At 58.2% G+C, this 17,019-nt stretch carries 15 protein-coding genes; 8 read left to right on the top strand and 7 right to left on the bottom strand.

The features are described from left to right. The 4 genes from D0544_RS07050 (at position 1) to D0544_RS07035 (ending at position 7,728) form a co-directional block, all read left to right on the top strand. A complete protein-coding gene (locus D0544_RS07050; protein WP_125015272.1) occupies positions 1–1,686 on the top strand; it encodes an AMP-binding protein in 1,686 nt (561 codons plus the stop codon). Positions 1,687–1,771: 85 nt separating this feature from the next. Further along, on the top strand, positions 1,772–5,653 hold the full coding sequence (hrpA, locus tag D0544_RS07045; RefSeq protein ID WP_341538847.1) for an ATP-dependent RNA helicase HrpA: 3,882 nt from the start codon (positions 1,772–1,774) through the stop codon (positions 5,651–5,653). Between the two features lie 162 nt (positions 5,654–5,815). Then, positions 5,816–6,937, top strand: coding sequence for a beta-ketoacyl-ACP synthase III (locus tag D0544_RS07040; RefSeq protein ID WP_125015270.1), 1,122 nt, complete (start codon positions 5,816–5,818; stop codon positions 6,935–6,937). A 131-nt stretch (positions 6,938–7,068) separates the two neighbouring features. After that, positions 7,069–7,728 carry an MlaA family lipoprotein gene (locus tag D0544_RS07035; protein WP_125015269.1) on the top strand — a complete coding sequence of 220 codons (660 nt, stop codon included), beginning with the start codon at positions 7,069–7,071 and terminating at the stop codon, positions 7,726–7,728. Between the two features lie 65 nt (positions 7,729–7,793). Here the strand turns inward: D0544_RS07035 and D0544_RS07030 are convergent, their stop codons facing one another. Continuing rightward, on the bottom strand, positions 7,794–8,096 hold the full coding sequence (locus D0544_RS07030; RefSeq protein WP_125015268.1) for a PilZ domain-containing protein: 303 nt from the start codon (positions 8,094–8,096) through the stop codon (positions 7,794–7,796). 307 nt (positions 8,097–8,403) lie between these two features. On the opposite strand from D0544_RS07030, the gene D0544_RS07025 reads away from it, so the two are divergent. Further along, entirely contained in the window at positions 8,404–9,582 is a 1,179-nt protein-coding gene (locus D0544_RS07025) for a SpoIIE family protein phosphatase (protein WP_125015267.1), read from the top strand. Beyond that, positions 9,582–10,064: an STAS domain-containing protein gene (locus D0544_RS07020; RefSeq protein WP_125015266.1), complete on the top strand. Its 483-nt coding sequence runs from the start codon at positions 9,582–9,584 to the stop codon at positions 10,062–10,064. Before D0544_RS07025 ends, D0544_RS07020 begins: the two co-directional genes overlap by 1 nt. Before the next feature lie 18 nt (positions 10,065–10,082). Here the strand turns inward: D0544_RS07020 and D0544_RS07015 are convergent, their stop codons facing one another. The 4 genes from D0544_RS07015 to ipdC form a co-directional block, all read right to left on the bottom strand. Next, complete coding sequence (locus D0544_RS07015) at positions 10,083–10,535, bottom strand: tellurite resistance TerB family protein (protein WP_125015265.1); 453 nt, start codon at positions 10,533–10,535, stop codon at positions 10,083–10,085. Between the two features lie 6 nt (positions 10,536–10,541). Beyond that, entirely contained in the window at positions 10,542–11,504 is a 963-nt protein-coding gene (tal, locus tag D0544_RS07010; RefSeq protein ID WP_125015264.1) for a transaldolase, read from the bottom strand. 63 nt (positions 11,505–11,567) lie between these two features. Continuing rightward, positions 11,568–12,548 carry a tRNA dihydrouridine(20/20a) synthase DusA gene (gene dusA / locus D0544_RS07005; RefSeq protein WP_279387264.1) on the bottom strand — a complete coding sequence of 327 codons (981 nt, stop codon included), beginning with the start codon at positions 12,546–12,548 and terminating at the stop codon, positions 11,568–11,570. A gap of 95 nt (positions 12,549–12,643) precedes the next feature. Further along, positions 12,644–14,272, bottom strand: a complete 1,629-nt coding sequence (gene ipdC / locus D0544_RS07000) for an indolepyruvate/phenylpyruvate decarboxylase (RefSeq protein ID WP_125015263.1) — start codon at positions 14,270–14,272, stop codon at positions 12,644–12,646. A gap of 158 nt (positions 14,273–14,430) precedes the next feature. Between ipdC and D0544_RS06995 the strand changes: the two genes are divergently transcribed. Next, positions 14,431–14,958 (top strand): Lrp/AsnC family transcriptional regulator, encoded by a 528-nt coding sequence (locus D0544_RS06995; RefSeq protein ID WP_125015262.1) that lies wholly within the window; start codon positions 14,431–14,433, stop codon positions 14,956–14,958. Here D0544_RS06995 and D0544_RS06990 read toward each other — a convergent pair. Further along, positions 14,920–15,294 carry a hypothetical protein gene (locus D0544_RS06990; protein WP_125015261.1) on the bottom strand — a complete coding sequence of 125 codons (375 nt, stop codon included), beginning with the start codon at positions 15,292–15,294 and terminating at the stop codon, positions 14,920–14,922. The two genes, D0544_RS06995 and D0544_RS06990, sit on opposite strands and share 39 nt — an antisense overlap. Before the next feature lie 108 nt (positions 15,295–15,402). Here D0544_RS06990 and D0544_RS06985 point away from each other — a divergent pair, with 108 nt between their 5' ends. Next, on the top strand, positions 15,403–16,470 hold the full coding sequence (locus D0544_RS06985; protein ID WP_125015260.1) for a zinc-dependent alcohol dehydrogenase family protein: 1,068 nt from the start codon (positions 15,403–15,405) through the stop codon (positions 16,468–16,470). Positions 16,471–16,512: 42 nt separating this feature from the next. On the opposite strand, the gene D0544_RS06980 is transcribed toward D0544_RS06985, so the two are convergent. Beyond that, positions 16,513–16,914 (bottom strand): globin, encoded by a 402-nt coding sequence (locus tag D0544_RS06980; protein ID WP_125015259.1) that lies wholly within the window; start codon positions 16,912–16,914, stop codon positions 16,513–16,515. Between the last annotated feature and the right edge of the window lie 105 nt (positions 16,915–17,019).

Raw genomic sequence — 17,019 nt, 5'->3', positions numbered from 1 at the left:
ATGAGTGAAAACTTCTGGGCGGATAAGTACCCCGCCGGGGTGTCCCCTGAGATCAGTACGGATCCCTATGGTTCCATTCTGGATGTGTTGGACGAATCTTGCCGCAAGTTCGCCAGCCAGCCTGCTTTCAGTAATATGGGTAAAACCATCAGCTACGAGGAGCTCTACACATTGAGCGGGCATTTTGCCGCTTACCTGCAAAACCACACTGATCTCAAGCCGGGCGACCGCATCGCGGTACAGATGCCCAACCTGATCCAGTTCCCGATTGCGGTGTTTGGTGCGATGCGGGCGGGCATGGTGGTGGTCAACACCAACCCTCTCTACACTGCCCGTGAAATGGAGCACCAGTTCAATGACTCTGGCGCCAAGGCGCTGGTGGTGCTGGCCAATATGGCCGCCCTGGCAGAAGAGGTGATTCCCAAGACCAGCATCAAGCATGTGATCGTCACTGAGGTGGGTGATATGCAGTCCCCCCTCAAGCGCCTGTTGGTTAATACGGTGGTGAAGCGGGTCAAGAAGATGGTGCCCCCCTATTCGCTGCCCCAGTCGGTCCCCTTTACCAAAGTGATGAAGTTGGGTAGTGAGGCCCATTTCAGCCCTGTGTCGGTCGGTTTTGATGATGTGGCCGTACTGCAGTACACCGGTGGTACCACCGGGGTCGCCAAGGGGGCGATGCTGACTCACCGCAATATCGTATCCAATATGATGCAGGCCAAGGCCCTGATGGGAGCCAACCTGGGCGAAGGCGAACTGGCAGTGGCGCCGTTGCCGCTCTATCACATCTACGCCTTCACCTTCCACTGCATGGTGATGATGATTATCGGGGGGCATAACCTCCTAATCACCAACCCCCGTGACCTGCCCGGTTTTATCAAGGAGTTGGGGCGTTATCGCTTTAACATCTTTGTCGGCCTTAACACGCTGTTTGTTGGTCTGTGCAACAACCCCAACTTCCGCCAGCTCGACTTTTCTGGCCTCAAGGCGACTTTTTCGGGCGGCATGGCGCTGCAGCTGGCAACCGCCGACACCTGGCACAAGGTGACCGGGTGTGAGATTTTCGAAGGCTTCGGCATGACCGAAACCTCTCCGATCGCCACCATCAACCCCCAGGGGGCCAATCAGGTGGGCACCATCGGTATTCCGGTTCCCTCCACTGATCTCAAGTTGATCGACGACGAGGGTAATGATGTCGCCATTGGCGGTGTCGGCGAGTTGTGCGTTCGTGGCCCTCAGGTGATGAAGGGCTACTGGCAGCGTCCCGAAGCCACTGCTGAAACCATCACCTCCGACGGCTGGCTAAAGACCGGAGACATCGCCACCATCCAGGAGGATGGTTACGTCAAGATCGTCGACCGCAAGAAGGATATGATTGTGGTGTCTGGTTTCAACGTCTACCCCAACGAGCTTGAGGATGTGCTGGCCAAACACCCGGATGTTGTCCAGTGTGCAGCGATTGGAGTGCCCGATGACAAGACCGGTGAGGCGATCAAGGTCTTCGCGGTATCGAGCAACCCGAATCTGAGCAAGGAGGAGGTGATTGCCTACTTCCGCGAAAACGTGACCGGCTATAAGGTGCCCCGGATGGTGGAGTTTCGCAACGAGCTGCCCACCACCAACGTGGGCAAGATCCTGCGCCGTGAGTTGCGGGACGAGGAGTTGGGCAAAATGAAGTCCGCAAGCTAAATCCCGCGACTTCGGTTAACCCGCCGGTCCGGCTTTTGATAGAATGCCCCGCCATTGAGCGGGGCGTTTTTTTATGGGACAGAGTGTGAATAGAACAGCGGCAGAGCTGCAACGGATGGTCGATGGGGCGATGCTGGCGGATCGCCACCCCTTGCGACGCCAATTGCACCAGTGCCGGCGTGAGAAGCGGGCGCTGCCCGATAGCTGGCATCGGCGCCTCGAACGTTCGCTGGCGTTGGCGGGTGCGCGCCAGACGAGCCTGCCAACCCCCCGTTTTGACCTCTCGTTACCGGTTAGCCAGCGCTGGGAGGAGATCGCCGAGGCTATTCGTGACCATCAGGTCGTGGTGGTGGCCGGAGAAACCGGGTCGGGCAAAACCACCCAGTTACCCAAAATCTGCCTGGCGTTGGGGCGCGGGGTACATGGCCTCATCGGGCATACCCAGCCCCGCCGCATCGCCGCGCGCTCGGTGGCCGGTCGAATCGCTGAGGAGCTGGGTTCGGAGTTGGGAGGGGCGGTGGGCTATCAGGTGCGGTTTAACGACCAGGTCAGCGACGGTAGCCACATCAAGCTGATGACGGACGGGATCCTGTTGGCGGAGATCCAGAACGACCGCTACCTCAACCGCTACGATACGCTGATTATCGATGAGGCCCATGAACGCAGCCTCAATATCGACTTTTTGTTGGGCTACCTGAGCACGCTGCTGCCCAAGCGTCCGGACCTGAAGTTGATTATTACCTCGGCCACCATCGACGTCGAGCGTTTCTCCCGCCACTTCAACCGGGCACCGATCATTGAGGTTTCGGGCCGGACCTTCCCGGTTGAAACCCGTTACCGTCCCCTCATCGATGGCGGAGAGGGGGACCAGGATCTGGACCTGCAGCAGGGCATCAGCGCGGTATTGGAAGAGATTGAGCGCGAGGAGCGAAGCCAGGGTTCCGCTCCCGGTGATGTGCTGGTGTTTCTCAGTGGTGAACGCGAGATCCGCGACACGGCAAAGTCACTGCGTCACCTTGAGCTACGTCATACCGAGGTGGTCCCTCTTTACGCGCGCCTGAGTGTGGCCGAGCAGGCGCGGATTTTTCAGCCTCACAAGGGGAGGCGAGTCATTCTCGCCACCAACGTGGCGGAAACCTCGCTGACGGTGCCGGGTATCGTCTATGTGATCGATTCGGGCTACGCCCGTATCAGTCGCTACAGTTATCGCTCCAAGGTGCAGCGCCTGCCGATCGAGGCGATCTCCCAGGCCAGCGCCAACCAGCGCAAAGGGCGTTGCGGGCGTGTCCGTTCGGGGGTCTGTTATCGCCTCTACGACGAGGAGGATTTTCTGGCCCGCCCGGAGTTCACTGATCCGGAGATTCTCAGGACCAACCTGGCGTCGGTGATCCTGCAGATGTTGAAACTGGGGCTGGGGGATATTGAGGCTTTCCCCTTCGTCGATCCACCCGATAGCCGCTTTATCAAGGATGGTTTTAACCTCCTGCTGGAGTTGGGAGCGGTGACGCCTCAACGGCGCATCACCGAGCTGGGCAGACAGCTGAGCCAATTGCCTGTGGATCCGCGCATTGCACGCATGATTGTGGAGGCAGCGCGTCAGCAATCGTTGAACGAGGTGTTGGTGATCGCCGCGGCCCTCAGTGTGCAGGATCCCCGCGAGCGCCCCGCTGATAAGCAGCAGCTAGCCGATCAGCTGCACCGCGAATATCGGCACGAGGAGTCGGACTTCCTCGGTTTCCTTAATTTGTGGAGCCATTATGAGGAGCAGCGCCAGACCCTGAGCCAGGGGCAGTTGCGCAAATACTGCAGCCGTCGGCTATTGAACTACCAGCGTATGCGGGAGTGGCGGGATCTTCACCGTCAGCTGCTGCTCTCTGTTCGGGAGCTGGGCTTTAGGCTCAGGGCCGGGGATGAGCCGGCCAGCTACCGAGCGGTTCATATGGCCCTGTTGGCGGGGCTTCTCAGCCATGTGGGGATGCGCACCGAAGAATCCGATTATTTGGGGGCTCGCAACCGAAGGTTTCATCTGTTTCCGGGCTCTGCGCTGTTTAAAAAACGCCCCAAGTGGGTGCTCTGCGCGGAGCTGGTTGAAACCTCTCGCCTCTATGGGCGTACCAATGCCGCCTTGGAGCCGGAGTGGCTGGAGCCTTTGGCCGGTCACCTGCTTAAACGCAACTACTTTGAGCCCCATTGGCAGAAAAAACGTGGGCAGGTGATGGGCTTTGAGCAGGTGTTGCTCTATGGCCTTGTGATTGTTCCTCGCCGCCGAATCGATTACAGCAAGGTGGATCCGGTGGTGGCGCGTGAGATCTTTATACGAAGCGCCCTGGTGGAGGGGTTGTTCAGTACCCGCGCCGGTTTTTTTGACCATAATCGGGGCTTGCTGCAGGAGATCGACCAGCTGGAGGCCAAGTCGCGCCGCCGGGACATTCTGGTGGACGAGGAAACGCTGTTCGCCTTCTATGAGGAGCGCATCCCCGCCGAAATCTGCGATGCGGTGAGTTTTGAGCGCTGGCGCAAGGCGCTGGAGCGCGACCACCCACAGGCGCTCTACCTTACCCGGGAGTACCTGATGCAGCACGATGCGGCTCAGGTGACCGAAGCCCAGTACCCCGACTTTATTGAGCTGGATGGGATGAAGCTGCCGCTCGCCTACCACTTTGCGCCGGGCGAGGAAGATGATGGTGTTACCCTTGAGGTGCCGGTGGGACTGTTGCCGAGGCTGCCCCGTTTCCGCCTGGAATGGTTGGTTCCGGGGATGCTGCGGGAGAAGATTACCGCCCTGATTCGAGCGCTGCCCAAGCAGCTGCGGAAGAATTTTGTGCCGGTACCCGACTACGTGGATGCACTGATGGCTTCGCTTGTGGTCGACGATAAACCCTTGACCGAGGCGATGGCAGAACGGCTGGCCAAAATGAGCGGGGTTCGGCTATCGCCTGAGGACTGGGACGGGGTGGCGCTCGATCGACACCACCGGTTTAATATTCGGGTTCACGATGAGGAGACTGTGTTGGGGCAGGGGCGTGACCTGCTCGATCTGCAGCAACGTTTTGGGCAGCGGGCCCAGGAAAGCATCAGCCAAAGCGAGGAGGGGGGGATCGAGCGCGATGGCCTCAAACGCTGGGACTTTGGCGACCTGCCAAGGGAGATCGCCCGCCAGCAGGCAGGCGTCACCCTTAAGGCCTGGCCCGCGCTGGTCGATGAGGGTGACAGTGTCGCTATCCGGGTTGCCCCCAATGAGGCGCTGGCGCAGTCGCAGTCCTGGCAAGGGGTGCGCCGGCTTTTGATGCTGGCACTGGCGAGGCAGGTCAAGGAGGGTCAGCGTTACCTCGCCTGCTTCGACCAGAGCGCCCTGCAAGGGGTCACCCTGGTATCCAAGAAGGAGCTGCAGGAGGATCTCTGGCTGGCAGCCATCGGTCACTGTTTTCTCACTGATACCCCGCCTCCCCGAAATGAGCATGACTTTAACCACCTGCTGCAAAAGCGTGGGGAGCTGCTGGAGGTGGCCCAGCAGTACGATCAACTGCTGGCTGAGGCTTTTAAGCGCAGCCATCAGGTGCAAAAGCAGCTGAAGGGGAAGATTTCACTGGACCTCGCGCTCTCCCTGGCGGATATCAAGCAGCAGTTGCAGCGCCTCATTTACCCTGGCTTTTTGTGCCAGACTCCTTGGGAGTGGGTCCAGCAGTACCCCCGCTATCTGGATGCGATGCTCTACCGGCTCGACAAAATGGGGGCGTCGCTCAATCGGGATCGCGCCAGTACCGAAGAGCTGGCGAGCCTATGGGACCAGTTTGAACAGCGTAGGGAGCAGTACGAGGCCCGGCATCTACTGGTGCCGGAGCTGGTCGACTATCGCTGGATGTTGGAGGAATATCGGGTGTCACTTTTTGCCCAGCCCCTCAAAACACTCCATCCGGTGTCGGCCAAACGGCTCCGCAAACTCTGGCTGGAGTTGCCGCAGCCCTGAATACACTGCATCACAAAGCGCTACAAAAACTCTGCCGGGGGCTGTTAGCGCTGTGGTATTATCAGCCAAACTTTAGTACGCCCGATGGCCGACTGTGCCAACGCGGTACGCGGGATCCAGGTCGACCCGAAACAGGTTGCAAGCGAATGTAAGGGGATTGTTTTGACAGAGGTAGTAATCAGCGGTACCGGCTTGTATACGCCGTCAGCGTCGATCAGCAACGAAGAGCTGGTTGAATCCTTCAACGCATACGTCAAACGCTTTAACGAGCAGCATCGCCTCGAAATCGAAGCGGGCGAGCGGGAGCCTATGGCCGAGTCCAGTGCGCCTTTCATTGAGAAAGCCTCGGGAATTCGCAGCCGCTATGTGATGGATAAATCCGGCATACTGGATATTGATCGCATGACTCCTTTCCTCCCTGAGCGTTCCAACGAGGAGCTTTCGGTACAGGCCGAAATGGCGGTTGCTGCAGCCCACGAGGCCCTCCGGCGAGCGGGCCGCACCGCCGCTGAGGTTGATGCGGTGATTTGTGCCGCCTCCAATATGCAGCGCGCCTATCCTGCGATGGCGATCGAAATCCAGAATGCACTGGGTGCTGGCGGGTATGCCTATGACATGAATGTCGCCTGCTCTTCAGCCACCTTTGGCCTGCAGGCTGCGGTGGATGCACTACGAGGTGGCTCTGCTAACGTGGTGCTGATGGTCAACCCTGAGATCTGCTCGGGTCATCTCAACTTTGCGGATCGAGACAGCCATTTCATCTTCGGGGATGTGGCAACCGCCGTGGTGGTTGAGCGCAAGGATACGGCGGTTTCGGATCACCAGTTTGAGGTGTTGGGGTGTAAGCTCCAAACCCAGTTCTCCAACAATATTCGTAACAACTTCGGTTTTCTAAACCGCGCCGATGAGCGCGGTGTCGGTGCACGGGACAAGCTGTTTGTGCAGAATGGGCGCAAGGTTTTCAAGGATGTGTGCCCGATGGTGGCGCAGCAGATCACTGACCATATTGATGAGTTGGGCGTTTCAGTAGAGGAGCTTAAGCGCCTCTGGTTGCATCAGGCCAATATCAATATGAATAGCCTGGTCGCGCGCAAAGTGCTTGGTCGTGACCCTGCTCCCGAAGAGGCGCCCATTATTTTGGATGAATACGCCAACACCAGCTCGGCGGGATCGATCATCGCATTCCACAAATACCAGGATGATATCGAGTCGGGTGCTACCGGGGTGATCTGCTCCTTTGGTGCAGGCTACTCGATTGGCAGTGTGGTGGTACGAAAAATCTAGGCAGAGAGGGAGCCCCCGACTTTTGGCGGGGCAACAAGTGGACTGAGGCTAGGGCAGGCAGTTTTGTGGGTGTGATAGCAAGGGGTGTGCGTGGAATCCAACGGCGGTGGTGGGCTGGCTGCCTCCTGATAATGAGCTACCTGTTCACCGGGTGGAGCGGAGTCTATGCCAACGAGCTCACTGATCCCGACCCCTGGGAGCCTATGAACCGGAAGATTTTCCAGTTCAATGAAGGGATGGACCGCTATCTGCTTAAACCCGTAGCCGAAGGTTATGTGTCTACGGTACCTGAGCCGCTTAGGGGGCTGGTTTCCAGCTTCTATGGCACCAGTTTTGCCCCCGCCGATGGTGTCAACCTGATGCTCCAGGGAGAACCGTCCCGTGGCCTGAAGCAACTGGCCCGTTTCCTCATCAACTGCACTTTAGGGATGGTGTGCCTGGTGGATGTGGCAGACTCCTTTGGGATCGAAGCTGACTCCACCAGCCTGGGAACTACCCTGGGTAAGTGGGGGGTAGGCGATGGGCCCTACCTGATGGTGCCCCTGTTGGGGCCACATACCTTACGGGATGCGGCGGCCATCTATCCGTCAAACCGGATGTGGCCCGTCACCTACGTCGAGGGGTGGGAGCGACGGGCTGTGCTTCAGACGGGTCTTGCGGTCGAAAAAAGAGCATCGCTCCTCAAGGCGGAGGAGCTGATTATCGGCGATAAGTACAGCTTTATCCGGGACGCCTACCTGCAGAGCCGGCGCTTCGACATAACCGGCGAAAGGGTGGAGGACGACTTTTAGGTTTGTGTTCGCTTCAGCCAAAAAAAACCGATATCGCTATCGGTTTTTTTTGGCTTGATGCTCAGCTACTTAATGCGTTCGATCGACAGCGCGATACGGCAAAGATCATCAACCACCTCGCTGCTACGGACTACCCGGGCCTCTGCGCAGAAGTCAGGAAACTCGGGTCTCTCGGATGGAATGGTTATAATCAGCTGTTCACCGGCTGGTAATGCCTGTGGGGACTCCAGCAGAACCCCGGAGCTGCTCAAGTTACTGCAACGCACCGACAGGCTCTCGCCGCTCGATCGAATGACCTGGGCGGTGGAATCGATCTGCATGCGCATAAAATCCCTTTTTTCACTGTACTGCCTATCCGACATAGCCATGGCTCCCCCCTTAACTTGTCATAATGGTCATAGGTTTTATACCCCCCACATATAGTAATTTCAATGAGAAAGGGGACAAAATATGGGGTTATGCGCAATTGTTCTCAAACTACAGCCCCCCTTGCTAGACAATCTATAAGGGAGTAAGGTTTAACCCCATAGTGCCACCTTGAGGGTGGTCTTCGGATTTTCCATACCTGCGGGCAGGCCAGGCAGGCTGTCGTCAGGCAGCTGCTTTGGTCTATACCTAACAGATATCCAACGTATCCCGCTCATTGGACGAAACTAGAGGTGGCTTTTAAAGGCTATGGCTCCTGCAGGTAAAAGTCTGCTGGTAATTGATGATGAGGCCCCCGTACGAGAAAGTGTGGCGGCCTATCTCGAAGACAGCGGTTTCACTATCTTTCAGGCGGAAAATGGATTTTCCGGTCTGGAGCTGATCAAGAAAGAGCAGCCGGATGTGGTGATCTGCGATCTCAGGATGCCGCGCATGGACGGCCTCTCTGTTCTTCGCTCAATCCGGGATATTGCCCCCCACACCCCGGTGATTGTGGTTTCCGGGGCGGGGGTGATGAGCGATGTTGTTGAGGCCTTACGCCTGGGTGCCAGTGACTACCTGATCAAGCCTATTGTCGATCTCGAAGTGCTTGAGCATTCGGTGATGAGGGCCTTGCAGCAGCTCCAGCTGGAGCGGGATAACCAGTCTTACCGGGAAAACCTTGAAACAGCGATCAAGAGCCTGCAGGCCAGCCTGGCAGAGCTGCAGGAAGACCAGCGTGCCGGTCGGCAGGTGCAGCAGAAGCTGTTGCCGGAGTCTCCCCAGACCGTTGCAGACTTTCGTTTCGAATACCACATCTGCCCCTCGCTCTACCTCAGTGGGGATTTCGTCGATCTCATCCCCCTTAATGACCACAGTTTCGGGTTTTATCTCGCCGATGTGTCAGGGCATGGCGCCTCTTCGGCCTTTGTCACCATTCTGCTCAAGCACATGACTTTCCGGTTGCGGCGGGAATATCGCGATCGGGGTGCCAGCCAGCCGGTCTATCCGTCGGAGATTCTTGCTTACCTGAACCGCGGGTTGCTCAACACGGATCTGGGCAAGCACGTCACCATGTTTGGCGGGGTTATCGATACCCGGCGCAATACCCTCACTTATTCGGTTGGTGGGCACTTTCCGCTGCCGGTCATGGTCAGTGGTGACAAGGCGGAGTTTCTCGAGGGTGGTGGATTTCCGGTCGGAATTTTTGACCATGCCGAGTATGATGATCATCAGATCAGTCTTCCCGACACCTTCAGCCTGGTCGCTTTTTCCGATGGTATTTTGGATCTTTTGCCCCAAAAAAGACTCTCAGATAAGGAATCGCAGCTGCTCTCTGTGATCCAAAAGAGTAAGGATGTAGAGTCTATTAAGGCGGCCTTCGGGTTGGATACGTTGACGGAATCGCCCGATGATATTGCGGTATTGGTGTTAAGCAGGAACCACTAATGAATGCAGGCAAAATTCAAGCAGCGGGTGAGCATGGTGACTACCGGTTAAAATTTACCGGTGATGTGCGCCTCACACTCTGTAATTCGCTTGATCAGTTTCTTGATAAAATGTTTAAGGATCCGGGTTTTCACTCGGTGCTTATTGACCTTACCCAGACCGAGGGTATCGATAGCACGTCGCTGGGTATGCTGGCCAAGCTGGCGGTACAGGCCAAAAAGCGCTTTGAGTATGTGCCCACCATTGTCTCCACGAATCCCGATATTACCCGTATTCTTTTGAGTATGGGGTTTGACAGGGTCTTCAACCTGCTGGAAACGGCTGAATTTGAAGCGGTACCCCTGAAGGAGATTGTGTGCGAGACCTGCTCCGAGCAGGTGGTTAAGGGGCATGTGCTGAACGCCCATCGTACCCTGATGGATCTTAACGAGCGTAACCGTGAAGCCTTTAGTGAGTTGGTAAAAAACCTGGAAAGCAAATAGGTTAGGGCGGCAAGCGCCCTAGGGCTGTCGCGCCTCAAGCACCTCAATTTTGGTCCGAATAAAATCACTGTGGGCGACATAGAGTAGGTCCGCCAGTTTACGGATCTGGTACTCCTCGTATTTATCCAGCTGGTCGTCGGTATAGGCTACCTGCCACATCGACCTGACCAGGGCCACCTTCTGCGAATACTCGAGCTGGTCGTTTACCAGCTTGACGAAGGGGTGGAGGGAGGTGACCTCGGCGGATTGAGCTTGCGCCATCGCCAGCAGGCTGTCTATCTCCTCGGTCGTCACCCCCAGCCGATTTACGATGGAGCGTATCTGCTCAAGCTCTTCGCTGCTGGTCTCGGCATCGGCCTTGCTGATCTCCATCAGGAGTACGGCACAGGCCAGCTCCAGGTTATGTTTGTACTCAGCTGCCTGTGGGGCCTCCTGCAGCTGCTCAAAAAACTGTTTCAGCGATTGCAGCACGACTAATTACCCCATCGCCTTCAGCATGGCTTCGAGCTTGTTCTGGTCGGCGGCAAAGTTACGGATTCCCTCCGCCAGTTTCTCAGTCGCCATCGCATCCTCGTTGAGGGTCCAGCGGAAATCCTGCTCCGTTGGGCTCTGCCTTGGATCATCGTTGACCGGGTTGTCGGCAAAGAGCTTGCGGGGAAGGGGGTCGCTGGAGGCGCCCAGCTCGTCGAGCAGGGCAGGGCTGATGGTGAGACGATCACAACCGGCGAGGTGGCGGATTTCGTCGATATTGCGGAAGCTGGCCCCCATGACTACGGTCTTGTAACCCTGAGCCTTGTAGTAATTAAAAATTCGAGCGACCGACAGTACGCCGGGGTCCTCATGGGCGGGGTAGCTGTCCCGCCCGCTATTGGCCTTGTGCCAGTCGAGAATGCGGCCGACGAAGGGAGATATGAGGTGTACGCCGGCATCGGCGCAGGCCTGGGCCTGTCCGAAGCCGAACAGCAGGGTGAGGTTGCAATTGATCCCCGAACGCTCCAGCTGTTCGGCGGCCCGCACCCCTTCCCAGGTCGATGCAATTTTAATCAAAACCCGTTCGGCGGGTATGTCGGCCTGTTGGTAGAGGTCGATCAGCCGCTGGGCACGCTCGACGGTGGCCCGGGTATTGAAGGAGAGTCGTGCATCCACCTCGGTGGAGATGCGACCGGGGATGACCTGCAGGATTTCGCGTCCAATCTCAACCGCGAACTTGTCCACGCAGTAACCGAGAATCTCAGCGTCACTGCCCTCCTGGCTGGCGGCCCACTGCTTGGCACTGCGCAGTAGGGGGCCATACTGCTCCATCTGTGCGGCTTTAAGCAGTAACGAGGGGTTGGTGGTCGCATCCACCGGCTGGTAGCGCTTAATGGCTTCGATATCGCCGGTGTCGGCGACGACGGTGGTCAGTTCCCTAAGCTGGTCGAGTTGGCTGAGTTGCGGCATGGTTCCTCCAATGTGGCCATTGAGTGTACCACCCCTGAGCGGGGGGGAGAACGCCTGGTGCCCTTACCCGGAGCCTTCGGGGCAGAGGGATACGGCCTCCATCAGGGTCTCTAATCCGGCTCCGGCCTTCCAGGCATTTTCACTGAGATGGCGGCGGAATCGCTTGGCGCCCGGCTGCAGGTGGAAGAGCCCCAGAATATGGCGGGTGATGTGTTGCAGGGCCACGCCATTTGCCAACTGCTGCTCGATGTAGGGGGTCATCAGCTCTATGACCTGGTGGCGAGAGGGGGCGGTGGTTGAGCTGCCATAAAAAAGACGATCCACCCCGGCCAGCAGGTAGGGGTGGTGGTAGGCTTCCCGACCGACCATGACTCCATCAACTGCTTCAAGGTGTTGCTGGCACTGCTCGAGGCTGGTAATGCCTCCATTGATGATGATCTCAAGCTGGGGAAACAGTGTTTTCAGGCGATACACCCAGTCGTATTTAAGGGGGGGGATCTCACGGTTCTGCTTGGGGCTGAGCCCCTCCAGAATGGCGATGCGAGCATGCACAATGAAGGTGGAGCAGCCAGTGTCGGCAAGGGTGCCAACAAAATCAGTCAGCTCCTCAAAAGACTCCCGCCCATTGATACCGATTCGGTGCTTGACCGTCACCGGAATGGATACTCGATCCTGCATCGCTTTGATGCAGTCCGCTACGGTCTTGGGTTCGGCCATCAGGCAGGCGCCGATACGGCCGTTCTGGACCCGGTCACTGGGGCAACCCACATTGAGGTTCACCTCATCGTAGCCGTGCTCTTCCGCGTAGCGGGCACAGAGGGCCAGGTCGGCGGGATCGCTTCCCCCCAGCTGGATCGCCACAGGATGCTCCTCTGCATTGAAGCGCAGGAAACGCTCACGGTCGCCGTGGATCAAGGCGCCGGTGGTGACCATCTCGGTGTACAGCAGGCAGTGTTGGCTGATCAGTCGCAGGAAGTAACGCTGGTGCCGGTCGGTCCAGTCCATCATGGGGGCGACTGAGAAGGTGCGATCGAGAGCGGTCACGGTACAGGGGCCTTGTCACTGGGGTAGGGCGCGCCATTATACGTGGCAAAGCGGTTCAGGGTAACCGCTTGCCTTACCCCTCAGTCTTCCTTTGTTTATTGACCCATGCCTGAGCGTTTTTTGTGGGCGTCGACGAAATGTTGCAGGGTCGAGGAGCGAGCTTCGGGCGTCATCATGATCTCAATCAGCTGGAAGCGGTCGGTCGTCTCCACCGCTTTCTTTAGCGCATGCTCCAGCTCTGCCCGTGTGCTAACCCGGGTGCCATCCCCGCCCATAGCGCTCGCCATACTCGCAAACTGCCAGTCGTCCAGGGTGTTGAAGTGGGTCTCGGGCTGGAAGGTGGCGAGCATCCCCCAACAGCAGTTGTTGAAGAGCAGGACAATGGGGTCCAGGCCGTAGCGTCGGCAGTTGCCCAGCTCCCAGCCGGTCATCTGGAATGCTCCGTCCCCCACGAGGATGATGGGGCGCTGTCCGAGCTCGGCTTGCAGGCCGATTCCTGCCGGCACCCCGAAGCCCATGGTAGCGTAATAACCGGGAGCCACGAGGTGGGTGTTCTCCATATCCATCGCGGTGAAGAGGCAGTCGCCCATGTCTGAGGCGATCGGCATCGGGCCCCGTTGCGCGAAGAGGTCATTAACGGCACGGGCGATGTCGGTTGGCTGGATGGGCGCGTTATCGGCGCAAAGGTCACGGGGGTAGTCCGGAGGGGTCGCCGGGCGGTGTTCAGCCACACTGGCGGTTTCGACCAGTAGCTGGTCAACCAGTTCGCTCAGGGGAATCTGCGGATATTGGTGATAGCCCACCTTAACCTGCCGATCGGAGGCGTTGACGGTGTTACGGATATCAAGGCGTTTGCTTGAGACTCCGAAGTTGGTGTCGCACAGAATGACTCCCAGCATCAATAACTGGTCGGACTCTTCGACTGACCGGCTTACCTCAGGGTCACCAGCTATGCCAATGTAGGAGCCAATCAGCTCACAGGGTGTATTGGAGAACAGGCCACGCCCCATAAAGGTGGTGGCGACCGGAAGCCGCAACCGCCTCGACAGTTCGGCCACTTTGGCCTCCAGCCCGTAGCGGCGAACCTCAACCCCGGCCAGGATCAGGGGGGCGTTAGCGGCGGCGATACGCTGCAACACCTCCTGGGCACAGGCGGTTACCGCCTCAGGGTTGCCGGGGGTTTGCTGCAGGAGGGGGACCTCTTCGCAGGGCGCGTCGACAAGGTCTCGCGGGAACTCGATGTAAACGGGGCGCGATTGCTCCCGGCAGCTTTGCAGAACCCGTGCAATGTCGGCGTGTGCCGTTCGGGGGTCGGTCAGAATCGCCTGGTCGCAGGTGATCTCCTTGAACATTTCCTGCTGGGAACTGAGGGTTTTAGCCTGGTGGTGCAGGAGCAAACCGTCCTGGCCTTCGGCTACCCCCGGCGCACCGGAGATAACCACCAGCGGCGATTTCTCGGCGTAGGCGCAGGCCACGGGGTTCACCATGTTAAAGGCACCGGCCCCATAGGTCACCACGGCCACGCCGATGCCATCGCCACTGCGAGCGGCGGCATCGGCGGCAAAGCCCACTCCCGGCTCGTGGCTCAGGGTGAAAAGGGGGAGGATCCCGGATTGCTCAATCACCTTGAAAAAGGGAAGGGCGAAATCACCTGGAATACCAAACAGCTGGCGGGCCCCGTTTGCTTTTAACCCTCTGAGAAGGGATTCTGCCATTGTCGTCATCGCTATCTCCTTAATCGGGAATCCTCCCATGGTAGCCAAACGGGGTTGCGGTATCCTTGCGTTCTGCAGGGGTAATTCTCTATCCTGTGCATTAAAGTTGTATTCATCTCCATTAATATGCGTGAATCATGCATATATGAGCGTTTAAGGTAGATTCTATGGCAGAGCAGAGGGTGCTGGATCGCTACGATCTTCGAATTATTCACGAGCTGCAGCGCGATGCGAGGCTCTCCCATGTCACCCTCTCGGAGCGGGTAAGCCTCTCTCCGTCACAATGTGCCAGGCGCTTGCAGCGGTTGGAGGAGGAGGGGGTAATCACCGGCTACCATGCACAGGTGAATGCGCCCCTTCTGGGGCTGGATGTAGTCGCGCTCATCAATATCAATCTCGAGAAGCATCGTGACAACATCACTGCGGCCTTCGAGGAGGCGGTCAGGCAGAGGCCAGAGATCACCGAGTGCCTGCTGGTAACCGGGGAGGGGGATTATGAGCTCAGGGTGGTTGCCCGTAACCTGCAGGCGTTTTCCAGTTTTATTACTGATCAGTTGATGAAAATGCCCGGGGTGGCCTCCATCCGCTCGAATATACAGCTGTGCCAGATCAAGTCCTCGCCACTGCTTCCGCTTGAGGTACTTGACCCTCGGGGATCAGTTCGGACGACGGTTGAGGTCTCCGGTCGTCACTAGCTCGATGAAGGCGGCGGGGAATTCGCAGATTACCTTTGGGGGGCGGATGCTGTAGCGGCTGATCAACTCGATGTGCTGCCTTTTTTCCGGTAGGGTGATTTCGATGCAGCTGCTACTGAGCTGCGCCAGCAGGTGGGAGACCGGTTCGGCATCGAAGCTTTTGAGCCCAAGGGCCCGGTTGAGTTCGGGGATGGCGAAGGAGGGTGGATCGCGGTGCTCAACCATATAGGCAAGGGCATTGAGTTCGGCATCACTCAGGCGCTGCCCCTGATAAACGATGGTGGCAAAATGGCCTTGGCTAATGAGTTCAAACACGCGTTGAATGTGGTTGATCATAGCGCCCCTCGGAACTGGGTGATGCAGGCTCTCTCATCATCATTATTTCATAGCCCCGGTGCCGGGGTGAAGTGTTAATTGGACGCCCGCAGGGGCTATGGGGGATGAATGAGATCGGTACAGATTACCCACTTATCGGAAGGTTTTGATCGAGTACAACTGGTCGATGTAGAGCCACCCACCCCAGGCCCGGGGCAGGTCCGGGTGAAGATGTTGCTGAGCCCGGTTAACCCCTCTGATCTCAACTTTATCCGCGGTGACTACCGACAGGCGCTGGAGCACCTGGTCTGGAACCGTGGGCGCCCGCACCCGGTTTTTGATCCTGAGGGGCGCCTTCCCTACCCGGAGCTGCCCTATGCCCTCGGCGGTGAGGGGGTGGGTGTGGTAGAGGCCTGTGGCAGTGGCTGGCTGGCTCGTCGCCTTAAGGGGAGGCGGGTGGCAGTGGCCGGTGGCCCGCCCCATGGAACCTGGCAGGACTACTGTGTGGTGGATGCCAGGAAAGCCTTGCCGGTTCCCGATCAGCTCAGTGATGAGCAGGCGGCCATGTTTATCGTAAACCCCTTGTCCGCTTATGTGATGTTGACTCGTGTGCTGCGGGTAAAGCGGGGAGGCTGGTTGCTGCAGAGCGCCGCTGCTTCCTCCCTCGGGAAGATAGTGATCCGGCTGGCGGAGCAGTTGGGGGTCAATACCATTAATCTGGTGCGCAGCAAGGAGAGCGCCGACCAGCTGTTGGCGATGGGGGCCCGGCATGTGCTGGTGGGTGAGGGTGAAGGGCTGAGTGACCAGGTGGCGGAGATCACCGGCGGCAAAGGCGCCGATTATGCCATGGATGCGGTGGGGGGGGGGCTGGCTGGGGCGATGGTGCAATGTCTCGGCCTTGGTGGCCATATGGTGCTCTTCGGCACGCTGGCGAACCACCCCATCACGCTTCCCTCGCGAGACCTGATGATGCCGGTTGCTCGCCTGACCGGTTTTTTTGCTCTCAACTGGCTGGGGCAGCAACACCCGCTGCAGATGTTGATGATTCTGCGTGAACTTAAGCGGCTGCAGCTGGAGGGGATATTCGAGGCGCCGGTGGAGCGCCTGTTTGCGCTGGAGGAGGTGGTCGCTGCGCTGGAAATGGCCAGCACCAAAGGGCGCCAGGGGAAAGTGTTACTCAATATCGGTCAGCGCTGAGCCTGTCGCCGGGGCCTGGTTTGCCGGCCCCGGTGGCGAGGGCTAGTACATGGAGCGCATGTTCTCCATGCCCGGCTTAAGGACGTCGGCCCAGGCGGTCTCTATCTCAGGGGTAAGTTCGCTGTCGTATTCGCGGACCGTCTGCATAAGGCTGTTAAACCAGCAATCGTAGAGGTCAGGGTTGATGTTGTGGTGCTCACGGCTGTGGGTTTTGCCAATATGGCGCAGGTGCCCCATGCCCGCCGAGGAATCGGCGCTGAGTAACATCAGCATATGGAGGGAAGCGTCCATCATCCGCTTCTGTTTATCCATGTCGGTATTGGTGAATTTTTCAGCAATGCGTGGGTCGCTATCGATAAAATGCTGGTAAAAGTGGTCCATAAAGGTGCCATCTTTCATGCAGCGTTCAAGGCTTTGGTTGATCAGGTCGTCTTTTTTGCTCATTGTGCTCTCGTGCGCTTAAACCGCAGCCGTCGTCAGTGTTAGCTGGGGAAGATGTATTACCCGCTCTTGGGTTTGCCGGGGCGATAGGATAGGCTGGCATGCTTG

The sequence above is a fragment of the Aestuariirhabdus litorea genome (genome assembly GCF_003864255.1).
Lineage (GTDB): Bacteria > Pseudomonadota > Gammaproteobacteria > Pseudomonadales > Aestuariirhabdaceae > Aestuariirhabdus > Aestuariirhabdus litorea.
This window is presented reverse-complemented; position numbering and strand designations above follow the sequence as displayed.

What these genes read in the sequence shown, in the direction of transcription:
- D0544_RS07050 (WP_125015272.1), top strand. Translation starts at nt 1, where the DNA reads ATGAGTGAAAACTTCTGGGCGGATAAGTACCCCGCCGGGGTGTCCCCT.
- D0544_RS07035 (WP_125015269.1), top strand. Translation starts at nt 7,069, where the DNA reads ATGAGCTACCTGTTCACCGGGTGGAGCGGAGTCTATGCCAACGAGCTC.
- D0544_RS07030 (WP_125015268.1), bottom strand. Translation starts at nt 8,096, where the DNA reads ATGGCTATGTCGGATAGGCAGTACAGTGAAAAAAGGGATTTTATGCGC.
- D0544_RS07025 (WP_125015267.1), top strand. Translation starts at nt 8,404, where the DNA reads ATGGCTCCTGCAGGTAAAAGTCTGCTGGTAATTGATGATGAGGCCCCC.
- D0544_RS07020 (WP_125015266.1), top strand. Translation starts at nt 9,582, where the DNA reads ATGAATGCAGGCAAAATTCAAGCAGCGGGTGAGCATGGTGACTACCGG.
- tal (WP_125015264.1), bottom strand. Translation starts at nt 11,504, where the DNA reads ATGCCGCAACTCAGCCAACTCGACCAGCTTAGGGAACTGACCACCGTC.
- ipdC (WP_125015263.1), bottom strand. Translation starts at nt 14,272, where the DNA reads ATGACGACAATGGCAGAATCCCTTCTCAGAGGGTTAAAAGCAAACGGG.
- D0544_RS06995 (WP_125015262.1), top strand. Translation starts at nt 14,431, where the DNA reads ATGGCAGAGCAGAGGGTGCTGGATCGCTACGATCTTCGAATTATTCAC.
- D0544_RS06990 (WP_125015261.1), bottom strand. Translation starts at nt 15,294, where the DNA reads ATGATCAACCACATTCAACGCGTGTTTGAACTCATTAGCCAAGGCCAT.
- D0544_RS06985 (WP_125015260.1), top strand. Translation starts at nt 15,403, where the DNA reads ATGAGATCGGTACAGATTACCCACTTATCGGAAGGTTTTGATCGAGTA.
- D0544_RS06980 (WP_125015259.1), bottom strand. Translation starts at nt 16,914, where the DNA reads ATGAGCAAAAAAGACGACCTGATCAACCAAAGCCTTGAACGCTGCATG.